Annotated in this window: 15 protein-coding genes; 7 read left to right on the top strand and 8 right to left on the bottom strand. The window is 66.1% G+C overall.

Features of this window, described 5'->3' with window-relative positions; genetic code table 11:
* Positions 1-4: 4 nt before the first annotated feature.
* Positions 5-757, bottom strand: coding sequence for a cupin domain-containing protein (locus LO787_RS08350; RefSeq protein WP_232495384.1), 753 nt, complete (start codon positions 755-757; stop codon positions 5-7).
* 104 nt (positions 758-861) lie between these two features.
* Here LO787_RS08350 and LO787_RS08345 point away from each other — a divergent pair, with 104 nt between their 5' ends.
* Positions 862-1,623, top strand: coding sequence for a cupin domain-containing protein (locus LO787_RS08345; protein WP_232495383.1), 762 nt, complete (start codon positions 862-864; stop codon positions 1,621-1,623).
* Between the two features lie 28 nt (positions 1,624-1,651).
* On the opposite strand, the gene LO787_RS08340 is transcribed toward LO787_RS08345, so the two are convergent.
* From LO787_RS08340 to LO787_RS08330, 3 genes are all read right to left on the bottom strand, one after another.
* Positions 1,652-2,890: an MFS transporter gene (locus LO787_RS08340; protein ID WP_232495382.1), complete on the bottom strand. Its 1,239-nt coding sequence runs from the start codon at positions 2,888-2,890 to the stop codon at positions 1,652-1,654.
* A gap of 140 nt (positions 2,891-3,030) precedes the next feature.
* Positions 3,031-5,292, bottom strand: coding sequence for a TonB-dependent receptor (locus LO787_RS08335; protein WP_232495381.1), 2,262 nt, complete (start codon positions 5,290-5,292; stop codon positions 3,031-3,033).
* A 285-nt stretch (positions 5,293-5,577) separates the two neighbouring features.
* Positions 5,578-6,522, bottom strand: coding sequence for an IclR family transcriptional regulator domain-containing protein (locus LO787_RS08330; RefSeq protein WP_232495380.1), 945 nt, complete (start codon positions 6,520-6,522; stop codon positions 5,578-5,580).
* A 54-nt stretch (positions 6,523-6,576) separates the two neighbouring features.
* On the opposite strand from LO787_RS08330, the gene LO787_RS08325 reads away from it, so the two are divergent.
* The 6 genes from LO787_RS08325 to LO787_RS08300 are packed head-to-tail and all read left to right on the top strand — an operon-like array spanning position 6,577 to position 11,490.
* Complete coding sequence (locus LO787_RS08325; protein WP_232495379.1) at positions 6,577-7,752, top strand: amidohydrolase family protein; 1,176 nt, start codon at positions 6,577-6,579, stop codon at positions 7,750-7,752.
* A 6-nt stretch (positions 7,753-7,758) separates the two neighbouring features.
* Positions 7,759-8,640, top strand: a complete 882-nt coding sequence (locus tag LO787_RS08320) for an alpha/beta hydrolase (protein ID WP_232495378.1) — start codon at positions 7,759-7,761, stop codon at positions 8,638-8,640.
* Positions 8,641-8,658: 18 nt separating this feature from the next.
* On the top strand, positions 8,659-9,069 hold the full coding sequence (locus tag LO787_RS08315) for a carboxymuconolactone decarboxylase family protein (RefSeq protein WP_232495377.1): 411 nt from the start codon (positions 8,659-8,661) through the stop codon (positions 9,067-9,069).
* Positions 9,069-10,226, top strand: coding sequence for an FAD-dependent monooxygenase (locus LO787_RS08310; RefSeq protein WP_232495376.1), 1,158 nt, complete (start codon positions 9,069-9,071; stop codon positions 10,224-10,226). Before LO787_RS08315 ends, LO787_RS08310 begins: the two co-directional genes overlap by 1 nt.
* Positions 10,227-10,240: 14 nt before the next feature.
* Positions 10,241-10,672, top strand: a complete 432-nt coding sequence (locus LO787_RS08305) for a carboxymuconolactone decarboxylase family protein (RefSeq protein WP_232495375.1) — start codon at positions 10,241-10,243, stop codon at positions 10,670-10,672.
* Complete coding sequence (locus LO787_RS08300; protein WP_232495374.1) at positions 10,669-11,490, top strand: acetoacetate decarboxylase family protein; 822 nt, start codon at positions 10,669-10,671, stop codon at positions 11,488-11,490. Before LO787_RS08305 ends, LO787_RS08300 begins: the two co-directional genes overlap by 4 nt.
* Positions 11,491-11,747: 257 nt before the next feature.
* Here LO787_RS08300 and LO787_RS08295 read toward each other — a convergent pair whose 3' ends face one another.
* The 4 genes from LO787_RS08295 to LO787_RS08280 form a co-directional block, all read right to left on the bottom strand.
* Positions 11,748-13,202 (bottom strand): efflux transporter outer membrane subunit, encoded by a 1,455-nt coding sequence (locus LO787_RS08295; RefSeq protein WP_232495373.1) that lies wholly within the window; start codon positions 13,200-13,202, stop codon positions 11,748-11,750.
* A gap of 136 nt (positions 13,203-13,338) precedes the next feature.
* Positions 13,339-16,518, bottom strand: a complete 3,180-nt coding sequence (locus tag LO787_RS08290; protein ID WP_232495372.1) for an efflux RND transporter permease subunit — start codon at positions 16,516-16,518, stop codon at positions 13,339-13,341.
* A gap of 195 nt (positions 16,519-16,713) precedes the next feature.
* Positions 16,714-17,991, bottom strand: coding sequence for an efflux RND transporter periplasmic adaptor subunit (locus LO787_RS08285; RefSeq protein WP_232495371.1), 1,278 nt, complete (start codon positions 17,989-17,991; stop codon positions 16,714-16,716).
* Positions 17,988-18,380, bottom strand: coding sequence for a hypothetical protein (locus tag LO787_RS08280; RefSeq protein WP_232495370.1), 393 nt, complete (start codon positions 18,378-18,380; stop codon positions 17,988-17,990). Before LO787_RS08280 ends, LO787_RS08285 begins: the two co-directional genes overlap by 4 nt.
* Positions 18,381-18,789: the final 409 nt, after the last annotated feature.

Raw genomic sequence — 18,789 nt, 5'->3', positions numbered from 1 at the left:
CGGGTTAGGGCTCCAGCGGGCGTCCGAAATTGATGTAGGCAAGGATTTCACCGTTCGCGACAAGCGGGCCGACGGGCTCCTCGGGCGGGTAGAAATAGTAGGTCATGCCTCGGGGCACTTCCCCGGCGCCCTCCTGCGACAAAGCCCCTTCAAGCGTGAATATCTCAAGGTAGCCGGGCAGTCCGGCGGCTTCATAGCGCCAGCCCGATGGCAGGCGAACGAGCGCGGAGCCTTCACCGGTCTCGGGATCGACCGAGAGTTCGCACCACTGCACCGGCGCACTCGCACCCGCGATGGTCCGCTGGACGAAGCCGAGTTCGGCCATCGGCTCGCCCATGGCGCAGGGGATGCGCGGCGGGGCGTCACCCTCGATGACGTAGAGGTCGTCATGAGCGGGAACATCGACGAGGTTCACGTCGAGGTCGCGGCCCACGCGAGAGAGGAACCAGCTGTCCTGCGGCACCGCGCTGCTGAAGCCATGCACGGTGCGCGGTGGGTGGAACACGTAGGAGCCGGGGCGGACCCAAGTCCGCTGGTCGAAGCTGAACCAGCCTCGCACGCCGAGGATTTCCTCGTAAGTGGTATGGAAATGCGCGATCGTCGGAGGCTGATACCCTTCCTCCGGATTGAGCCGCTGCAATGCCGTCCGCGCGCCCGTCTCCTCGTCGCGGCTCAGCAGCTTCGAGTAGAGACCGGCGGGGCCCAGCGGTTTCCAGTCCATCGCCTCGACATCGAGCGCTACAATCCTCGGTCGCATGATCGCTCCTCCTTCATGCCAAATCCGCAACGCCGCCGAGGCTGGCCGGTCCGAAATTTGTATGCAATATCCTGAATCCGCAACGTCCGGTACGTGGAGGAAAAATGTCCGAACACCCTCGCCCTGTCGCTTACGACGTGTCCCTGTGCGTCCATGAAAGCGACATTGCCGATGAGCCGTTCACACTCTTCGGTGCAGGCACGCATGTGCATCCCCTGCGCAAGCTCGACGACGGATCGTTGCGAAGCGGGCTGGTGTCGCTGCCTGCCGGATTTGTCGGGACAGGGCGGATTGCCTGCGCGGAGGTCGTCCAGGTTTTCGTGCGCTCCGGAACGATCACCGTGGGCGATGTGCACCTCGGCTTCGGTGGGTTCGTGGCAGTGCCTCGCGGCGGCGAATTGCCGACGATCGGGAGCGAAACCGGTGCGCAAGTCGTCGTCATCCTCGATCATGGCACGGCCGAGGCGCCGCAGGGAAATACGGAAACGCTCGTCGTGCCGGACGTCTTCGCGGTCGAGCCGATAGTACCGGTAATTGCCGGAAAAGTACTCGAAGGTTTCGAACGCCGGGTGCTCTGGGAGGACACGGGCACTGGTGCGGACACCCGGCTGCTCCGCATTCCTGCAGGTTTCGAAGGAACCGGCGGACCGAGCTACCATCCGGTCGAGGAAGAGATATTCTGCCTCGAAGGCGATATCGCGCCCGATGACGACACGCCGATGCGCGCCGGATCGTACTTGTGGAACCCGCGGCTTTCGGTTCATGGCTTTCACGAACACACTAGGGGCGGCTGCGTGCTGCTCGAATGGCACGACGGGCCCTGGGCCTATCTCCGCTACGAAGGCGGAGAACTCGTCGAAAGCTGATTCGTATCGCCACTGCGCTGACCATGCCTCAGGCATCCGCAATGTCGCGTCGCACCGAACGGCGAAACACCAGCGTCGCGCCGATGGCCAGAGCCACTGTCAGCACGTTGACGGAAAAGCCCACCTGATAGGAACCGAAAGCGTCGAAGAGCCGCGCCGCGGCCCATGTGCCAAGCGCCGACGATGCGCCTTCGAACAGGAAGAATGCGCCGATAAGCTGGCCCAGCTTCGGCCCGGCGAAGTACTCGGACAGCACGACCTGCGTCATGACGTAGCAGCCCGCCCAACCGATGCCGAGCAGGACCAGACCGGGCAGAAGGACCGCTATTACACCGGTCGTCAGCAGGATCGCACCGCCCAGCAGGATCGCCTGTTGCACCAGCCAGAGCACGTGCGAGCCCCAGCGTTCCGCGCAGAGGCCGACGACGGCCTTGCCACAGAGCCCGATCACGAAAACGCTGCTCATGCCCATCGCCGCCATTTCCGACTTCATCCCCACGTCCTGAAGATAGAGGAACAGGTTCATCAGGAAGGACGTGGCGGCGTAGAACGTGCCGAATGTAGCCACCATGAGGCAGGCGAGGCGAAGTCCGGTGCGACGGATCTTGCCTTCGGCGACGGGCTGGGCAGCATTCGTCCGCCCGGCCACGTAGCCGTTGCGGGGAAGCAGCAGGAGCAGGAACGGCATTGCCAGCAGCGGCAGTACCGCAAGCTGCGTGAGACTCTGACGCCAGCTTTCTTCCTTCAGCAGATGAATGACGAGGTTCGGGAAGATCGCCGCGCCGAGGCTGGTGCCCGACAGCGCGATCGAGATCGCCAGCGCGCGGCGGCTCTCGAAATTGCGGTGGATCAGCAGGACCACGATGACAACGTGAACGCTGGCGAAGCACAGGCCGAGAAACGGATAGATCGCGTAGATCTGTCCGATCGAAGCCGCATGGGCATAGGCCCAGAGCGTAGCCGCCAACAGCGCGAGGCCGCCGAAAATGATGAAGTTCGGCGCTATTCGGCGCGTCACCAGTCCGACGAGGAAGCTCGACGTTCCCGATGCCAGGAAGAAGATCGCCTCACGCGCCTTGAGATCCCCGCGGGAAATGCCGAGGTCCGTCAACAGCGCCTTGTCGAGCGCCGGAAGCCCCGCCTGGATGATGCCGTGGATGATGACCATCGCAAGCAGCAATCCGCTGACGGTGAGCCAGCGCCGCCACGGCTCGTTGCGGTCAGAGGAGAAAGGGGAATCTGCGCCGGCGGCCAGGGACATGGTCATGGGTATTGCTTCAACCCTCGGTCAGGAGCGGGGAAGAACGGAGAATACGTGCGCCAGCCTGCATGCAAACCCGCGTTATAGTGCATGGCGTCGACGGGGGCATGCCCCGTCGACTGTCAGGACAGACCGGAAATCGTGCATCAGAAGTCGAAGCGCGCGCGGGCGGTCCAGCGGCGCGGCGGCGACCAGTACGAGTAACCGGCGATGGTGGCCACGCGGTAGATCGAGTTCGTGCAGTTCTCGCACCCGATCGAGAAGCGCATCCCGGCGTCCTTGTTCTCCAGCGCGAGCGAGCCCGCGAGAAGCGAGTAGCCATCGTCGTAAGTGGTCGGCAGTTCGGCCGCGTTGACGTTGAAGCTGCTTACGTACCGGAACGAGCTGGACGGCACGACGGACCATGTGTCGGTGACAGGCACGTCCCACGAGAAGCCGACGGTGCCGGTGAACTTGGGCGCGCGCAGCGGAGCGGCGATGGTGCCATCGAGCCGGATGATGCCGCCACCGCAGTTGCTGCTCGTCCCGCCTGCCGCCAGCGCCGCCTCACAGGCAGCCTGCTGCGCCAGAACCGCCGGGGTCGGGTTGGCGTACTCGGTCTTGTTGTAGCCCGCGTTGGCGAAGATCGAGAGGCCGTCGATCGGGCGGAAGTTGGCTTCCGCTTCAAGACCATAACTGCGGAAATCCGAGAAGTTGCCGACCGGGAACACCGGCACGCCGGCCGAGGAAGCGCCGTTGGCGGTCGCGATCTGAAGGTTCTTGGTATAACCATAGAACCCCGTGAGGTTGAACGTGACCTTGCGGTCGAAGAACTCCGAACGCACGCCGCCTTCGAACGACCAGATCGTTTCCGCCTCGAAGTCGCCCAGCAGGTTGGTGGTCGTGGCGCGCACGTTCCAGCCACCCGACTTGAAGCCCTTGGTGGCCGATGCGAACAGCATCACGTCCGGGGTCGCCTGATAGGTCAGCGCGACGCGCGGGGTGAAGACCGACGCGGTCTGCGTCAGCGGGATGCCCGCGTTGAGCAGCGTCTGGTCGGTCAGGTGGACGCTGGCGCGCGGATTGCCGTTGTCCTCGTAATGCATCTTCTTGGTGTCGGTGGTCCAGCGGCCACCGGTCGTCAGGGTCAGCTTGTCGGTCAGGTGCCAGTCGAACTGGCCGTACATCGCGAAGCTGTCGGTGGTGTTGAACACCGTGCGGTCCGCATCGACGAAGGGCGCGCCGCTGCCGAGGCGGAATACGGTGGTGAAGTCGGTGTCGTTGTACTCATGGAAGTAGAACAGCCCCGCCGTATAGTCCGCCACGCCGCCGAACAGCTCGCCCGAGATGTTGGCTTCCTGGCTGAACTGGTTGTGCTTCGAATACTGCACCGAGTCATATCCGCCGATGGTCGACGGGTTGTCGAAGTAGTCGAGGTTGAACTTGCTGCGCAGATGGCGGTAGCCGGTGATGAACTGGATGGTGCCGATGCTGGCGTCGATGGTCAGCTTGCTGGTGACGCCGGTGGTATCGTTGATGACGCGGTTCGGCTCGATGTCGCCCTTCTTGCCGGTGACGATGCTGCCCAGCTTCTGGAGGCCTGTCCTGCTGATCCACTTGCCGTCCACCTTGGTGGCGGGGATCAGCGAGTTCTCGTCATGGATGTGATCGACCGAGATGTCCCAGGTCACGGCCGACGACAGGTCGATGCTGACCGCGCCGCGCACGCCCCAGCCGTCGTGATCGTTCTCGGTGCCGCCGGTGGTGATGTTCTTGACGTATCCGTCCTCATCCATCCAGTAGCCCGACAGGCGGGTGCGGATGTGTTCGCCGATCGGCATGTCGATGGAGCCGCGCAGCGACTTGGAGTCGTAATTGCCGTAGGAGCCTTCCACAGAGGCGCCCATTTCCTTGCCGGGCTGCTTGAGCACGACGTTGATCGCGCCGCCGGTGGTGTTGCGGCCAAACAGCGTGCCCTGCGGGCCGCGCATCACCTCGATCCGCTCGATGTCGAACAGCGCGAAATTGTTGGAGTTCACGCGGCTGAGATAGATGCCGTCGATGTAGGTGCCGACCGGAGAGTCGAACGTCGCGGCAGTCTCCGCATTGGAAAGCCCGCGGATCGAGTAGTTGTTGGCGCCAGCACCGGTGATCTGCGCGCCCGACACGTTCGGGAACATGCGCAGCAGGCCCTGCGTCGAGGTCGCCTCCTGCGCCACCAACGCATCCGCACTGATGGCGGAGACGGCGATCGGCACGTCCTGCAGGCTTTGCTCGCGGCGCTGTGCGGTAACGACGATGTCGCTGCCGACGCCCGAAGCCTTTTCCGTCGCTGCGCTTTCGTCCGCGGCGTCCTGTGCGAGCGCAGGCTGCGCGCCGATGAACAGCGCAGCGGCGGAGACGCCCATGATCCAGCGTGAAGTCATCATCGCTTCTTCCCTCGTCTTGTCCGCCCCTGCCGCCTGCGGTCCCACACCGCCGTGGCTGGTCAGTCGCGGGATTGATCCCTGAACTGCCTTTGCAGCTTGTTCACCCTGCTCTTGTTTTTATGAATACAAAAACTGTCACGTTTGGCCGCTATGTCCAGCGGCAATTTTGCCACAAACGCGACCGTGAAATCGCCATTAAAACGTTTAAAATACGTGCATTACGTCAAGATAAGCCATCATGATGGAGATTTACGCATAGCTTGTGCTGTATAGTCATATGGTATACTAATTTGAGAAAATCCGCTCTCCGACCGGTCGCCGCGCCTGATCGCCCCGCCCAAGGCGTATGCTTAGTCCGCGGGCGGTTTCCGAAAGCGGGGGAACGAGTTGGGCGATCGCTCGCGCCAACGGCATCGCGCGGCTGAAGAACACCAGCGACAAGGCGCCGCGAACGCTCCCATCGATGAGTATGGGGACCGCAATCGCCGCATTGCCCCGCACCCGCTCCTCGGATCCGACGCTGGACATGGCGACATGGCCATCGCGCCGGATGCGCTCGATGACATCCTCCCGCCGAAATTCCTCAAGCACGTGCGTACTTGTCGAAGGGCCGCCCTGAAGGGCACGAGCGAGCATTTCCGCGCGCTCGTCGGCCGTCGAGAACGCGAAGAACACCCGCCCGGCAGCAGATGCGAACATCGGGAGGGTTATCCCGGCATCGTAGACGTTGAACGTCAGCGAGGTCTCCCGCACGGTGGAATCCCGCACGATCATCGCACCGCCGACGCGGGTCAGTATGGCGATGGGCCAACCGACCTGCCGGGTCAGTTCCCGGATTGGTTCCGCCGCTTGCTGCGTCAGCCTGTCGTCCTGAGTGAACCCGCATGACAGACCAAGCGTCAGCTCCGTCACGGCATAACGCTTGCTGCCGTCGATGCGCCTCACCAGCCCATCGGATTCCAGCGTGCGCACGATGCGCACGACAGTGGTGTGCGCCAGCCCGGTCGCCTCGACCATTTCGCTCAGACTGATCGGGCCGGACTGGCTGATGGCTCGCAGCACTCCGATGCCGCGGCTCAGGGCCCTGAGAGGAGAACTGAGGCTGTCCATATGGGCGAGAGTGTCATTGATCGGCCCCATGTCGATGCGTGCATACAAAAAAATCCACCAGGTGGTGATTGCACGGATCGAGCGTGGTGAGCAGCACCGCCCGGCCATAGCGATATGCACGTCGGACGAGAGAGATGTCCGCCAAAATCCATCCATTCAGATATGGGGACGGTAATGGCCTCCGCACGTGTTGACCACACGCCTTCGACGCGCGTCAGTATACCGGAGATGGTCGGGATCGGCTTTCCCTGCGACCGCGAACTGCAGCGCGATTCGCTGCCTTTTCCCGCCGGTACGCGGCTGATTTCCTCGGACAGCCACTGGCTTGAAACCGGCGATGTCTGGACCAGTCGCTTCCCCGAGCATCTGCGGGACAAGGCGCCGAAAGTCGTGCGCACGCCGAAAGGCTGGAACATCGAAGTCGGCGGCAGAATGCGCTTCCCTGACATCATCACGGAGGCGCAGGACACCTTCGAATGTCTGCCCGGCATGAGCGAAGTCGAGGCGCGGCTCGCCGATCTCGACGCCGAAGGGGTGGAGAAGGAACTGCTGTTCCCGCAGAAGGTGCTCTCGCTGATCCGCGAGGCCGACCTCGAAGCGCGCGCCTGGGTGTTCCGGGGCTACAACCAGTATATCGCATCCATCTGCGCGCAGGCGCCCGACCGGCTCTACGGCGTCGGCATCGCGAACTTCTGGGATCCGGATGCCTTCGAATCCTCAATCGAGGAGATCCGCGCGCTCGGCCTCAAGGCGATCATGGCACCGATCATGCCGGGGCAGCGACCCGACGGCACCGACATCCTCTATGCCAGCCCCGAGATGGACCCGTTCTGGAGCGCCGTCGAGAAATCCGTCCTGCCCTTCTGCTTCCATATCGGCGAGGCGGTTAAGATCGACAGCTTCGGCGGGTTGGGCGCGCACTTCCTTTCGCAGACCGGCGGTTTCCGGCTCAATTGGGGCGCGCTGACGTTCGGCGGCGTCTTCGACAGGCATCCCGCCCTCAAGGTCGTCTTCGTCGAGGCAGGCATCAACTGGGTGGCCGGCGCGATCCAGGACGCGGACCTTGCCTATGAGGCTTTCCATCCGCTGATGACGCCGCAGCTCAGGCACACGCCGAGCTGGTACTGGTTCAACCACTGCTACGCGACCTTCATGACCGACGCGGCGGGCCTTGCACTGCTCGACTTCATCGGCGCCGACCGGGTCATGTGGTCCACCGACTACCCGCATAACGAGAGCACGGTGGGCTACACGCGCTCTGCGGCACATGCCGTGTTCGCGGCGACGAGCGAGGACAACGCGAAGAAGATCGTCGGCGAGACCGCGCTCGACGTCTTCGACATGCGCTGACCGGCGATGCGGCGCGCCTATATCGACAGCCGTCACGGCCAGATCCACTTGCGCGAATGCGGGGAGGGGCCGGCGGTGCTGCTCGCCCACGCAAATCCGTGGACGAGCCTGTTCTGGGAGCCGGTCATGCCGCTGCTTGCGGCGCAGGGTTTTCGCGTCATAGCCTACGACGGGTTGGGCTACGGGAACTCGGACAGCGCCTCGGCATGCCTGACCATCGAAGGGCAGGCCGAAGTCATGGCCGACGTCGGGCAGGAAATGGGCGGCGTCTTCGCGGTCATAGGCTGGCATCAGGGCGGCATCACGGGGCTGGAGTTCGCCTTGCGCGATCCTGCGGCCTGTCCGGTTCTCGTGATGGACGGCGCGACGACCGTCACGGACGAACAGGCCATGGCCCTGGCGACGCAAGTGATCGCCAATAATCCGCAGTACCCGTTCGCGGGCAACGAAGCGCACTGGTGGGTGGACATGCTGCTCGGCAAGCTGCGCCTGTTCAACCCGCATTTCGTGCTCGATGCCGATACCTGGCCGCTGTTCCGGCGACTGACCATCGGCTCGCTCCAGAACGATCCGACGATCGCGACGTCGCCGTCGCCGATGGTTCCGGAAGCGGTTCGCGCAGCGCTCACACCCCACAAGCGGTCGGACGTGAGCGTGTCCCACTATGACTGGATCGCGCGACTGCCGGCGCTCGAAAGCAGGCTGCTGCTGCTCACCGCCGAGGACGAGCCGCTGCGCCCTGCGCACGATGACGCGCTGGCGGCGGCGCCTGCCGGCCATGCGCAGTTCTCATACCCTGGCGGCCATCCGTTGATCGGCGTGGGGCGCGAGGCGGAGTACATCGAGCCGATCGCCGCATTCCTGCGCGCGCACCTTCCGGCTTGCTGAAACGGGAGTTCCTCAAGGATGACAAGCACGGATTCGAAGCCGAACGCGGACGGGCACCGTTTGTTCGAACTGCTTTTCGGCCCCAAGCTGGCAAAGCGCTACACCGATGCCTACGCGGTGCGGCCCGACAGCTTTCAGGACCTGGTGTTCGGCAAGATCGGGCCGATGGTCTGGTTCCGTGACGGGCTGGACCTGCGCACCAAGCTCGTCACCATGATCGTCATCTTCGCGACGACGGCGCAGGATGTGCAGTTCAAGATCTTCTGCCGCTCGGCACTGATCCACGGCATTACGCCGCAGGAAATCGAGGAACTGCTGCTGCTCGTCGGGCTGGAGGCGGGCATGCCGCGTGCCGCCAATGCGCTCGACTGGCTGACCGCGACCATCGCGGAGCATGAGGCGTTCCTCGCCGAAGAGGGCAGCTACTGATGCATGTCGTCATCGTCGGCGGCGGAATCGCGGGCTTGACCCTTGCCATCGCGCTGCGCCGCTTCGGGCATACCGCCGCGATCTATGAGCAGGCGGACGAACTGCGCGAGGCGGGCGCGGGGCTTACCGTGTGGCCCAATGCCTGCCGGGTTCTGTTCGACCTTGGCCTCAAAGACAAGCTCGACGCCATCGCGGTCGAGCCGCCGGTCCAGAAGATCTTCCACTACCGCTCCGGCGAGGAGCTTCATGCCTTCGAACGCGGGACGAAGATGCGCGCGGACTATGGGGCGCCACTCTATCAAATGCACCGGCAAGATCTGCACGGCACACTGATCGATGCGGTTCGTGAGGGCGATCCGGCCTCCATCCACCTGTCGCACCGCGCCGTCGGGATCGAGCGCACCGCTACCGGCGGACGCGTCGTCTTCGCGAACGGGGCGGTTGCGGAGGGCGATCTCGTCGTCGGCTGCGATGGCATCCGTTCTTCGATCCGGGAACTCGTGTTCGGGCACGAGGAGCCGCTGTTCACCAATGTCATCGCCTATCGCGCCGTCGTCCCGGCCGAGCGACTGGGCGATGCTTTCCGCGCCGATCCGACCGGCATCCACCTCGGGCCGCAAAGCAACTTCGTCCACTACTTCATCCGCAACCGGACGGCGGTGAACTTCCTCGCCTTCGCGCTTGTCGATACGTGGGAAGAGGAAGGCTGGCGCATCCCTGCCACGCATGACGAAGTGCTGGCCCGCTTCGGCGACTACAACGCCATCGTCACCGACCTCATCCGCGCCGCGCCCGCAGAGGCGCTGTTCAAGTGGGGCCTGTTCGACCGCGAGGTCCGCGAAATCTGGTCAGACGGCCCCTTCGTCCTGCTCGGCGACGCGGCGCATCCGATGCTGCCGTTTCTCGGACAGGGCGCAGGCATGGTCATCGAGGATGCGCTGATCCTCGCCCGCGCCGTGACCGAGAAGCCGGACCTGCGCACCGCGCTGGCCGCCTATCAGGCCGCCCGCAAGCCGCGCGCCAACTATGCATTGCGCACCAGCCGGGAGCATGGGCGCTACTTCAACTCCCACCCCGACGAGGGCGGATCGCCCGGCGAGGCGCTCGGCCACACGCTTGACCTCAACGACTACGACGCGATGCGCGTCCCCATCTGAAAGGGCCTATCTCCGTGAGTGACGACGGCTACACCTACGACGATCCCGACCTTGCGCGCGGGGCCGCCAACTTCAAGCGGATGTTCGGCGAGATCTACGGCGCCGAACTGTGCAAGCAGCTCCACGAGGGGCCGGTGGGCATGAACCGCTTCGTCATGACCCAGATCGGCCCGATGGTCTGGGAGCGCGAGGGACTCGACATGAAGACCCGGATGTTCGTGGCGCTGGCCGTGCTGGCGGCGCTGGGGCGGGAGGAGACGCGGTTCTTCATGCGCGGTGCCTTCTGCAACGGGGCGACCCGTGCGGAGATCGAGGAGGTACTGATCGTCACCGGGCAGGAGGCGGGCTTCCCCTGCGCGGCGCTGGCGGCCAAGCGGCTCGACGAGGCCGAGGCGCAGCACGCCGCGATGATGGCCCGCCACGCCGCCGGAAAGGACGCCGCATGACGCAGGGTTTCACGCGCCCCTTCACCCCCACCGGCATCGGCTCCATCGCGCATCCGCTGCCGTGGAAGTTCGCCGGCGACCTGCTTCTCATCCACTTCCGCGCCGATCCCGAGGCGCTGGCGCGCTACCTTCCCGCGCCGCTGGAGTCGCTCGACGACAGCGGCGAGTGCTTCCTGTGGTCGCCGAAGCTGACCTGCCACCCGGTCGACATGGACCCGGCGGCGATGGACCCGGCGCAGACCGGCTACAACGTCTGCGTCATCGGCATTCCCGCGAAGCTGGACGGCAAGCCGACGATGTTCTCCGCCTTCCAGTGGTGCGACAAGGACTGGCTGATCGTCCTGAGCTGGTTCATCGGCGCGACGTCCAAGGGTGGGGACTTCCACGAGACTTCGCGCCACCCGCTGATCGGCCGTATCGGTTCTCCGCTCGACGGAGCGCTGGGCCATCCGATCCGCCGCACCGTGTCGCGCTTCGGCGACCGGGTGGTGGACATGAGCTATACGCCGGAGCGCGAGATCGCGATGGACGACCTGTCGTTCTACACCGCGCTCCTGCCGCTGACCGGGATGCGGCACATGCCCGACATCACCATTCCGCCCAGGGGCAAGCCGGCGGTCCACGACCTCGTCCAGCAGATCATGCGCGACACCAGCTTCGGCACGCCGACTGCGGGAAGCGCCAGCCTCGTCTTCGGCGAGGGGCCTAACGAGGAACTCTGGCCGATCCAGCCGGTCGAGACCATCGGGGGCTATTCGATCCCGATGACGATGATCCTCGAAGGTATCCGCGTGGTGCATGACTACAACGCGGACTGAGGGGTTTGCTTGAGCCGGATCGGTGTTTATGTGTCGCAGGAATGCGATGTAATTATTTGATTATAATGTGAAATATGGAAAATGCGTGTGACCTTCCGGTTGCACGCATTTTCCGGGCCTTCGACCTGCCTCGTCATTGCGAGCGAAGCGGAGCAATCCAGCGTCACGGACCGACCGTGGATTGCTTCGCTTCGCTCGCAATGACGAAGTGGAACGGCGATACTTGGGCGCATTGAAGGGGGCGCATGGCCCCCTTTCTAGCGCGCGGCCGTCTTGTAGGAAACCGCGGGCTCCGCGCTCGCCTGCTTCTCCTGCTCCCAGCGCCCGCCGAGCGCGCGGAACAGGTCCACCTGCGCGAAGGCGACGTCGCGGGTGGCCGCTGCCGAGTCCGCATCTGCGGCTGCCAGCGTGCGCTGCGCGTCGAGCACGTCGAGCGCGTCGATCTGGCCCCGGCTCTGGCGGGCGAGGCTGACCTTGGCCGCGCGGTCCGCCGCATCGCGCGAGGCGGCGAGGCGTACCTTGCGCAGCAGGGCGTTGCGGTAGGCGGACAGCGCCGTCTCCGTCTCGCCCAGCGCGCGCAGCACGGTGCCGTCGAAGGCAGCGAGGTCCGCCTTGGCGTCGGCCTTGGCGCCGCCGATGCGGGCGCGGATCGCTTCCTGGTTGGGGAAGGCCCACGAGATCAGCGGGCCGAGCAGCCAGCGCAGCGGGCCGCCGCCGAATATGTCGGTGGAGCCGACCGCCGTGGTGCCGATCGAGCCGCCCAGCGTGATCTTCGGATAGAGGTCCGCCGTCGCCACGCCGATGCGCGCGGTGTCGGCGGCGAGGCGGCGCTCGGCCGCCTTCACGTCGGGGCGCCGCGCCAGCAGCGTGCGACCGTCACCCACCGGGATGGGCTGGCCGACGTTGGGCGTGGTGGTGCGCGCGATCACGCCGTCGGGCAGATCCTGCGGCGTGTTGCCGGTCAGCACCGCGAGGCGGAACAGCGCGGCGTCGCGGCGGGCCTGCAGCGTCGGGATCGTCGCGGCCTGCGCCTCGCGAAGCTGGGTGACGCGGATGACGTCGAGCTTCTGGTTGAGGCCGCGCTCGAACCGGGCATTGGTGATGCGCTCCGACCGGGCGAGCAGGTCGACGTTGCGCTGTGCGACGTCGATCTGCTCGTTGGCGCTGGTGGCATCGACATAGGCGCGCACGGTGTCGGCGACGACGGTGACGCGCACCGCGTCGGCATCCTCCTGCGCCGCTGCAAGGTCCGCGCGCGAGGCTTCGATGCCCCGGCTGACGCGGCCGAAAAGGTCGAGTTCGTAGCCGATGGAGATGCCGCCATCGACGCGGCGGCCTTCACGGTCGAAGCCGGGCAGCGCCTGCGCTTCGGACACGCGGCCATATGTGCCGGTCGCGCTGATGTCCGTGGAGGGCAGGTTCTGCGAGCGCGAGCCGCGCAAGTTGGCGCGCGCCCGTTCGATCCGCGCAAGCGAGACGCGCAGGTCGGTATTGGCCGCCAGCGCCTGCGCGACGAGGCCGTTCAGCACGTCGTCGTCGTAGAGCTTCCACCAGTTGTCGTCGGGGGCGGCAGTGGTGACTTCGGCGCTCTGCACGCCGACGAAGGGAGCCTCTGCCGACGCGGGCGGGGTCGGGGCCACATGGTCCGGGCCGACCGCGCAGGCGGAGAGGGCGGTTGCGGCGAGCAGCGCCGCCAAAGTCTGCTTCATCATCGGATATGTCCTGTTTCGATGAAATCGGAAAGGTGGTGCGTGGGCTTCGACAAGCTCAGCCTGAGCGGGGGTGGGTTTGGGACGCATTCCCACCCCGCTCGCCCCGAGCTTGTCGAAGGGCCTCAGCGCCGCCCCGTCACTCCGCCGGAACCGCGTGGTGATCCACCTGGCGGCGCGGGCGGCGGCTCAGCTTTTCGGCCAGCATCCGGCACACGACGTAGAAGGTCGGCGTGAACAGCAGGCCGAAGCCGGTGACGCCGGTCATGCCGAAGAACACCGCCGTTCCCAGCGCCTGCCGAAGCTCGGCGCCTGCCCCCTGCGCGATCACCAGCGGCACGGCGCCGAGGATGAAGGCGAAGCTGGTCATCAGGATCGGGCGGAGGCGGGTCTTGGCGGCGTAGACGGCGGCGTCCACGATCGACATACCCTGTTCCTCCTCGGCCTGCTTGGCGAACTCGACCACGAGGATCGCGTTCTTCGCCGCCAGGGCTATCAGCACCACCAGACCGATCTGGGTCAGGATGTTGTTGTCCATGCCCCGCAGGTTCACGCCCGCCATCGCCGCGAAGAGACACATCGGCACGATGAGGATGATCGACAGCGGCAGCGTCAGGCTTTCATACTGCGCGGCCAGCACGAGGAAGACGAAGACCACGGCCATGCCGAAGACCACCGCCGCCGTGTTACCCGCCGTCACCTGCTGGTAGGCGATGCCGGTCCATTCGAAACCGTAGCCGGAGGGCAGGGTCTCGTCGGCGATCTTCTCCATGGTGGAGAGGGCCTGTCCGGTCGAGTAGCCGGGGGCGACGTTGCCGTCGACCTCGATCGCCGGGTGCAGGTTGTAGCGCACGACGCGGTAGGGGCCGGTCTTGTCCTGGAAGGTCGCGACCGAACCGATCGGCACCATGGCGCCGGTGTTCGAGCGGGTCTTGAGGTTGGCGATGTCCGCGATGGAGCCACGGCTGCCCTGGTCCGCCTGCGCGGTGACGCGGAAGGTACGGCCCAGCAGGTTGAAGTCGTTCACGAAGGCCGAGCCGAGGTAGACCTGCAGCGTCTCGAACACGCGCTCGGGCGGGATGCCGAGCATGTCGGCCTTGCGGCGGTCGATGTCGGCGAAGACGCGCGGGGTGTTCTGGTCGAACAGGGTGTAGATCTGGTGCAGACCCTTCTCCTGGTTCGCCTTGCCGATCACGCCGCCTGCGGCCTGCGCGAGTTCGGCATAGCTGCGGCCCTCGTTGTCCTCGACGATCATGCGATAGCCGCCGGCGGGGACGATGCCGTTGATGGTCGGCGGCGGAATGACGAGGACCATGGCCTTGTCATAGCCCTGCAGGGCCTTCTGCGCCTCGGCCATGATGCCTTCGTAGGTGACGCCCAGTTCCTTGCGCTTCTCGAAGCTCTCGAACGGGAAGTAGATCGCGGCCGAGTCCGGCGATGCGGTGCGCGAAGGGCCGTGGAACCCTGCGAACATCACGGCGCCGCGAATGCCCTTGATCGGCAGGAGGCGCTTGGCGATGTCCTGCGTCACCTCGTCCGTGCGCTCCAGCGAGGAGCCCGAGGGGAGGAACGCGGCGGCGAGGAAGTAGCCCTGGTCCTGCTGCGGGATGAAGCCGGTCGGCGTCGCCCAGAACAGGCCCACGGTCCCGGCGATGAGGGCGGCGTAAGTCGCCATCATGCGCGTGGGAGCCTTGACGAGACGCGCGGTGAGGCGGGCGTAGCCCTCGCTCATGCGGTCGAAGCCGTGGTTGAACTTGTCCGCGCCCGACTGGAGCACGCGCTTCCAGCGCGGCGCATCGGGACCGGCACGCTCCTTGTGGCGCAGCAGCAGTGCCGCCATCGCCGGGGAGAGCGTGAGCGAAAGGACGAGCGAGATGACCGTGGCGGTCGAGATCGTCACCGCGAACTGCTTGTAGAACGCGCCCGAGATGCCGTCGATGAACAGCGTGGGCACGAACACGGCGCAGAGCACCAGCACGATGGCGACGAGCGCGCCGGAAACCTCGTCCATCGAGCGGCGGGCCGCTTCGAGCGGGGAGAGGCCCTCCTCGATGTAGCGCTCCACGTTCTCGACGACGACGATCGCGTCGTCGACGACGATGCCGATGGCGAGGACGAGGCCGAACAGCGAGAGGTTGTTGAGCGAATAACCGACGGCGGCCAGCATGATCGCGGTGCCGACGAGCGAGACCGGGATCGCGATGATCGGGATCACCGCCGCGCGCCAGTTCTGGAGGAACACCAGGATGACGAGGACGACGAGGATCACCGCCTCGAACAGCGTGTGGTACACCGCGTCGATCGACTGGCCGATGAACTCGGTGGGGTTGTAGATGACGGAGTATTCCAGGCCCTTGGGGAACTTGGCCTGGAGCGAATCCATCTCGGCGCGCACCAGCTTGGCCGTCTCCAGCGCATTGGAGCCGGGGCGCTGCATCACCGCCATGACGACGGTCGGGTTGCCCGAGAGGTAGGTGTTGGTGGTGTAGTCCTGCGCGCCCAGTTCCACGCGGGCGACGTCGCGCACGCGGACCTGATGGCCCTGCGCGTCGGTGCGCACGACGATGTCGGCGAACTGCTGCGGATCGGTCAGGCGGCCCTGCGCCTCGACGCCGACCTGATAGGCATTGCCCTTGTCGAACGGCGGGGCACCGATGGCGCCTGCGGAGATCTGCACGTTCTGCGCGCGCAGGGCGGCGACGATCTCGCCGGCGGTCAGGTTCATCTGCGCCGCGCGGCCCGGATCGATCCAGATGCGCATGCCGTAGTCGCGTGCGCCGAACAGCTGCACGTCGCCCACGCCCTCAAGCCGCGCGAGGCGGTCCTTGACCTGCGTCAGCGCGTAGTTGGAGATGTAGTCGCGGTCATAGGTCCGGTCGGGCGACTGGAGGTTGACGACCATCAGGAAGTCCGGGCTCGCCTTCTTGGTGACGACGCCCATGGCGCGCACCGCTTCGGGAAGGCGCGGCTCGGCGATGGCGACGCGGTTCTGGACGAGCACCTGCGCGGCGTCGAGGTCGGTGCCGATCTTGAAGGTGACGGTGATCGTCACCTTGCCGTCGCCGGTCGACTGCGAGTCCATGTAGAGCATGTTGTCGACGCCGTTGATCTCCTGCTCGACGGGAGCGGCGACGGTGTTGGCGACGGTCTCGGCCGAGGCGCCGGGATACTGCGCCGTGACCGTGACGGTGGGGGGGACGATGTCCGGGTACTGGCTCACCGGCAGGCCGATGAACGCCAGCGCGCCGACGATGGTGATGATCACCGCGACGACGCCCGCGAAGATCGGGCGGTCGATGAAGAAGCGGGAAAGTCGCATGGCAGGTGCCCCTCTTGGGCGCGCGTCGAACCGGGCCTGCGGGCAAGTCCCGAGACCTTGAAATCCGGCGCGCCGGTTGGCGCGAAAAAAGCGAAAGGGTGTAAGGGGTGGGGGCCTTCCGGGGAGGGCCGTGGGGGTTCGAAGGCCCCCACCCTGTACCTTCCCCTCAGCGGGGAAGGGGTCTCGTTATCTCAGTCAGTTGGCGAGCGTCGCCTGAGCCGCCACCGGAGCGCTGGGCGCCGGTGCGCTTTCGACCTTGCCGCTTGCGATCCGGCCGGGCTGGGTCGTGACCTTGCTGCCGGGGATCGCCGCCTGGTAGTTGGAGATCACCACCGTGTCCCCGGCGTCGAGGCCCTTGCGGACCACGCGCAGGTTACCGACCAGCGGGCCGAGATCGACCGGCTTGGCGGCGACGGCGCCGTCCTTGCCGACGACCATCACCACCTTGCGGGTCTGGTCGGAGCGCACCGCGGCGTCCGGCACCAGCATGGCCTTGACCATACCGCCGCTCGCAAGCCGCATGTTACCGAACATGCCCGGCGTCAGGAACCCGTCCTTGTTGTCGAGGCTGGCGCGGATGCGGATCGTGCCCGAATTGGGATCGAGCCCGTTGTCCGTGAAGTCCAGCTTGCCCTTCCAGCGATAGTCCGCCTCATCCTGAAGGCGCACTTCCACGTCGGAGGCGGCGCCTTCCGCCTTGTCGCGCTGAGCCTTGAGGAACAGCGATTCAGAGGCGTCGAAGGTGAAGTAGATCGGGCTGACGGCGTTGATCGTGGTCAGCAGCGTGGCGTTCGCCCCGGCATCGCCGGAAACGAGGTTGCCCGCATCGACCCGGCGATCCGACACGCGGCCCGAAATCGGGGCGCGCACGGTGGCGAACTCGACATCGAGGCTGCGCGAGCGGACGCGGGCCTGTGCGGCGGCGAGGGCGGCTTCGGCGGCACGGACGCGCGAGCGCAGGTTGTCCACCTCGCTGGCGGCCATCGCCTCGTCCCCGGTCAGCCCGGCGACGCGGGCGTAGTCGGAACGGGCAAGGGCGAGTGTGGCGCTCGCCGATGCGGCATCGGCGCGGGCCTCTGCCAGGGCGGCGGCGTAGGGGCGGGGATCGACCACGAACAGCGCCTGACCGGCCTGCACGTAGTCACCGTCCCTGAACAGGATCTGCGTCACCGCACCCGAGACGCGCGGGCGCACTTCAACCGTCTTGCTGGGCGCGAAGCGGCCGACGTAGTCGTCCCACTCGGTCACTTCGCGGACCAGCGGATGCGCCACCTGCACCACGGCGGGCGGCGGCAGGGCGGCGGCGGGCTCCGCCCCGCCGATGAACTTCCAGCCAAGGCCGGCGAACGCGACGAGCGCGAGCGCGCCGATCCCGATCTGCATCCGGCGCGGGCTGGGGCGGCCGTTGTCGCCACTGTCGTCGCCGGGCGGCGCGTAGTCGGCGGGGATTTCGAGTTTGTGAGCGAGGTTCACGCGGCGATGCTCCGGAACGGGGCGCGCTGGCGCCCGATGATGTCGATGACGGCGCCGATCTTGGCTTCGCTGTAGCCTGCCGCGCGGGCTTCCTTCAGCGCCGAGACCGGCAGGGTGAAACCATGGTGCCAGGCGCGCACGGCCAGCCTGCGCAGCGCTTCCAGCTGCTCGTTGGCGAGCATCGCGGACGGCGGCGTCGGGCCGAGGATCAGGCGGGCAAGCCAGCCCCGCTTGCGCTGTTCGCGCAGGCTGTGAAGGCCGTCGTTGCGGGCCAGCGCGACGATGCGCTTCTCCAGCGTGGACAGGGCCTCGACCGCATTCTTCGGCGGCTGTGCGAGCGATGAGGGCAGCGCCTGCAGCGCGGCATCGGTGAAGTCGATGAAGGCCATGTCCGTGCTCCTGTTCGTAAGGTGAGCCCCGGCGCACGCCCCGGGACAGGGGGGAAGGGCGCGCGCCGGGGCGGCTTCCGGCTCGGGGCAGCCGGAAGGGTGCGGGTAAGACTTCCCCGTTGCCGGACACGCGAATGTCCAGTCGGCGGCGGAAGCCGGATGCGTTGCGTCGAGCCGCGACCCGGGTGGGTTGGCGACTGTCAGGCGGCCGGTCAGGACCGGTCGTTTGGGAGAGAGCCCGCTGCCGGGGGGCGAGTCGGGCGGTTCGTTTCTATACCACTCGGTATATATTCAGGTGGGCGTAACGTCAAGCGTCTTTCTGTACCGCCCGGTAAATTAGGATTTGCGAGCGGCTTTCAAGAGGCTGAATGCCCGTTGAACGAAATTTTTTCGCAGGTGCGAAATGGGG

The sequence above is a fragment of the Novosphingobium kaempferiae genome (assembly GCF_021227995.1).
In the GTDB taxonomy this organism is placed as follows: Bacteria; Pseudomonadota; Alphaproteobacteria; order Sphingomonadales; family Sphingomonadaceae; genus Novosphingobium; species Novosphingobium kaempferiae.
This window is presented reverse-complemented; position numbering and strand designations above follow the sequence as displayed.

What these genes read in the sequence shown, in the direction of transcription:
- LO787_RS08350 (WP_232495384.1), bottom strand. Translation starts at nt 757, where the DNA reads ATGCGACCGAGGATTGTAGCGCTCGATGTCGAGGCGATGGACTGGAAA.
- LO787_RS08345 (WP_232495383.1), top strand. Translation starts at nt 862, where the DNA reads ATGTCCGAACACCCTCGCCCTGTCGCTTACGACGTGTCCCTGTGCGTC.
- LO787_RS08340 (WP_232495382.1), bottom strand. Translation starts at nt 2,890, where the DNA reads ATGACCATGTCCCTGGCCGCCGGCGCAGATTCCCCTTTCTCCTCTGAC.
- LO787_RS08335 (WP_232495381.1), bottom strand. Translation starts at nt 5,292, where the DNA reads ATGATGACTTCACGCTGGATCATGGGCGTCTCCGCCGCTGCGCTGTTC.
- LO787_RS08325 (WP_232495379.1), top strand. Translation starts at nt 6,577, where the DNA reads ATGGCCTCCGCACGTGTTGACCACACGCCTTCGACGCGCGTCAGTATA.
- LO787_RS08320 (WP_232495378.1), top strand. Translation starts at nt 7,759, where the DNA reads ATGCGGCGCGCCTATATCGACAGCCGTCACGGCCAGATCCACTTGCGC.
- LO787_RS08315 (WP_232495377.1), top strand. Translation starts at nt 8,659, where the DNA reads ATGACAAGCACGGATTCGAAGCCGAACGCGGACGGGCACCGTTTGTTC.
- LO787_RS08310 (WP_232495376.1), top strand. Translation starts at nt 9,069, where the DNA reads ATGCATGTCGTCATCGTCGGCGGCGGAATCGCGGGCTTGACCCTTGCC.
- LO787_RS08300 (WP_232495374.1), top strand. Translation starts at nt 10,669, where the DNA reads ATGACGCAGGGTTTCACGCGCCCCTTCACCCCCACCGGCATCGGCTCC.
- LO787_RS08295 (WP_232495373.1), bottom strand. Translation starts at nt 13,202, where the DNA reads ATGATGAAGCAGACTTTGGCGGCGCTGCTCGCCGCAACCGCCCTCTCC.
- LO787_RS08290 (WP_232495372.1), bottom strand. Translation starts at nt 16,518, where the DNA reads ATGCGACTTTCCCGCTTCTTCATCGACCGCCCGATCTTCGCGGGCGTC.
- LO787_RS08280 (WP_232495370.1), bottom strand. Translation starts at nt 18,380, where the DNA reads ATGGCCTTCATCGACTTCACCGATGCCGCGCTGCAGGCGCTGCCCTCA.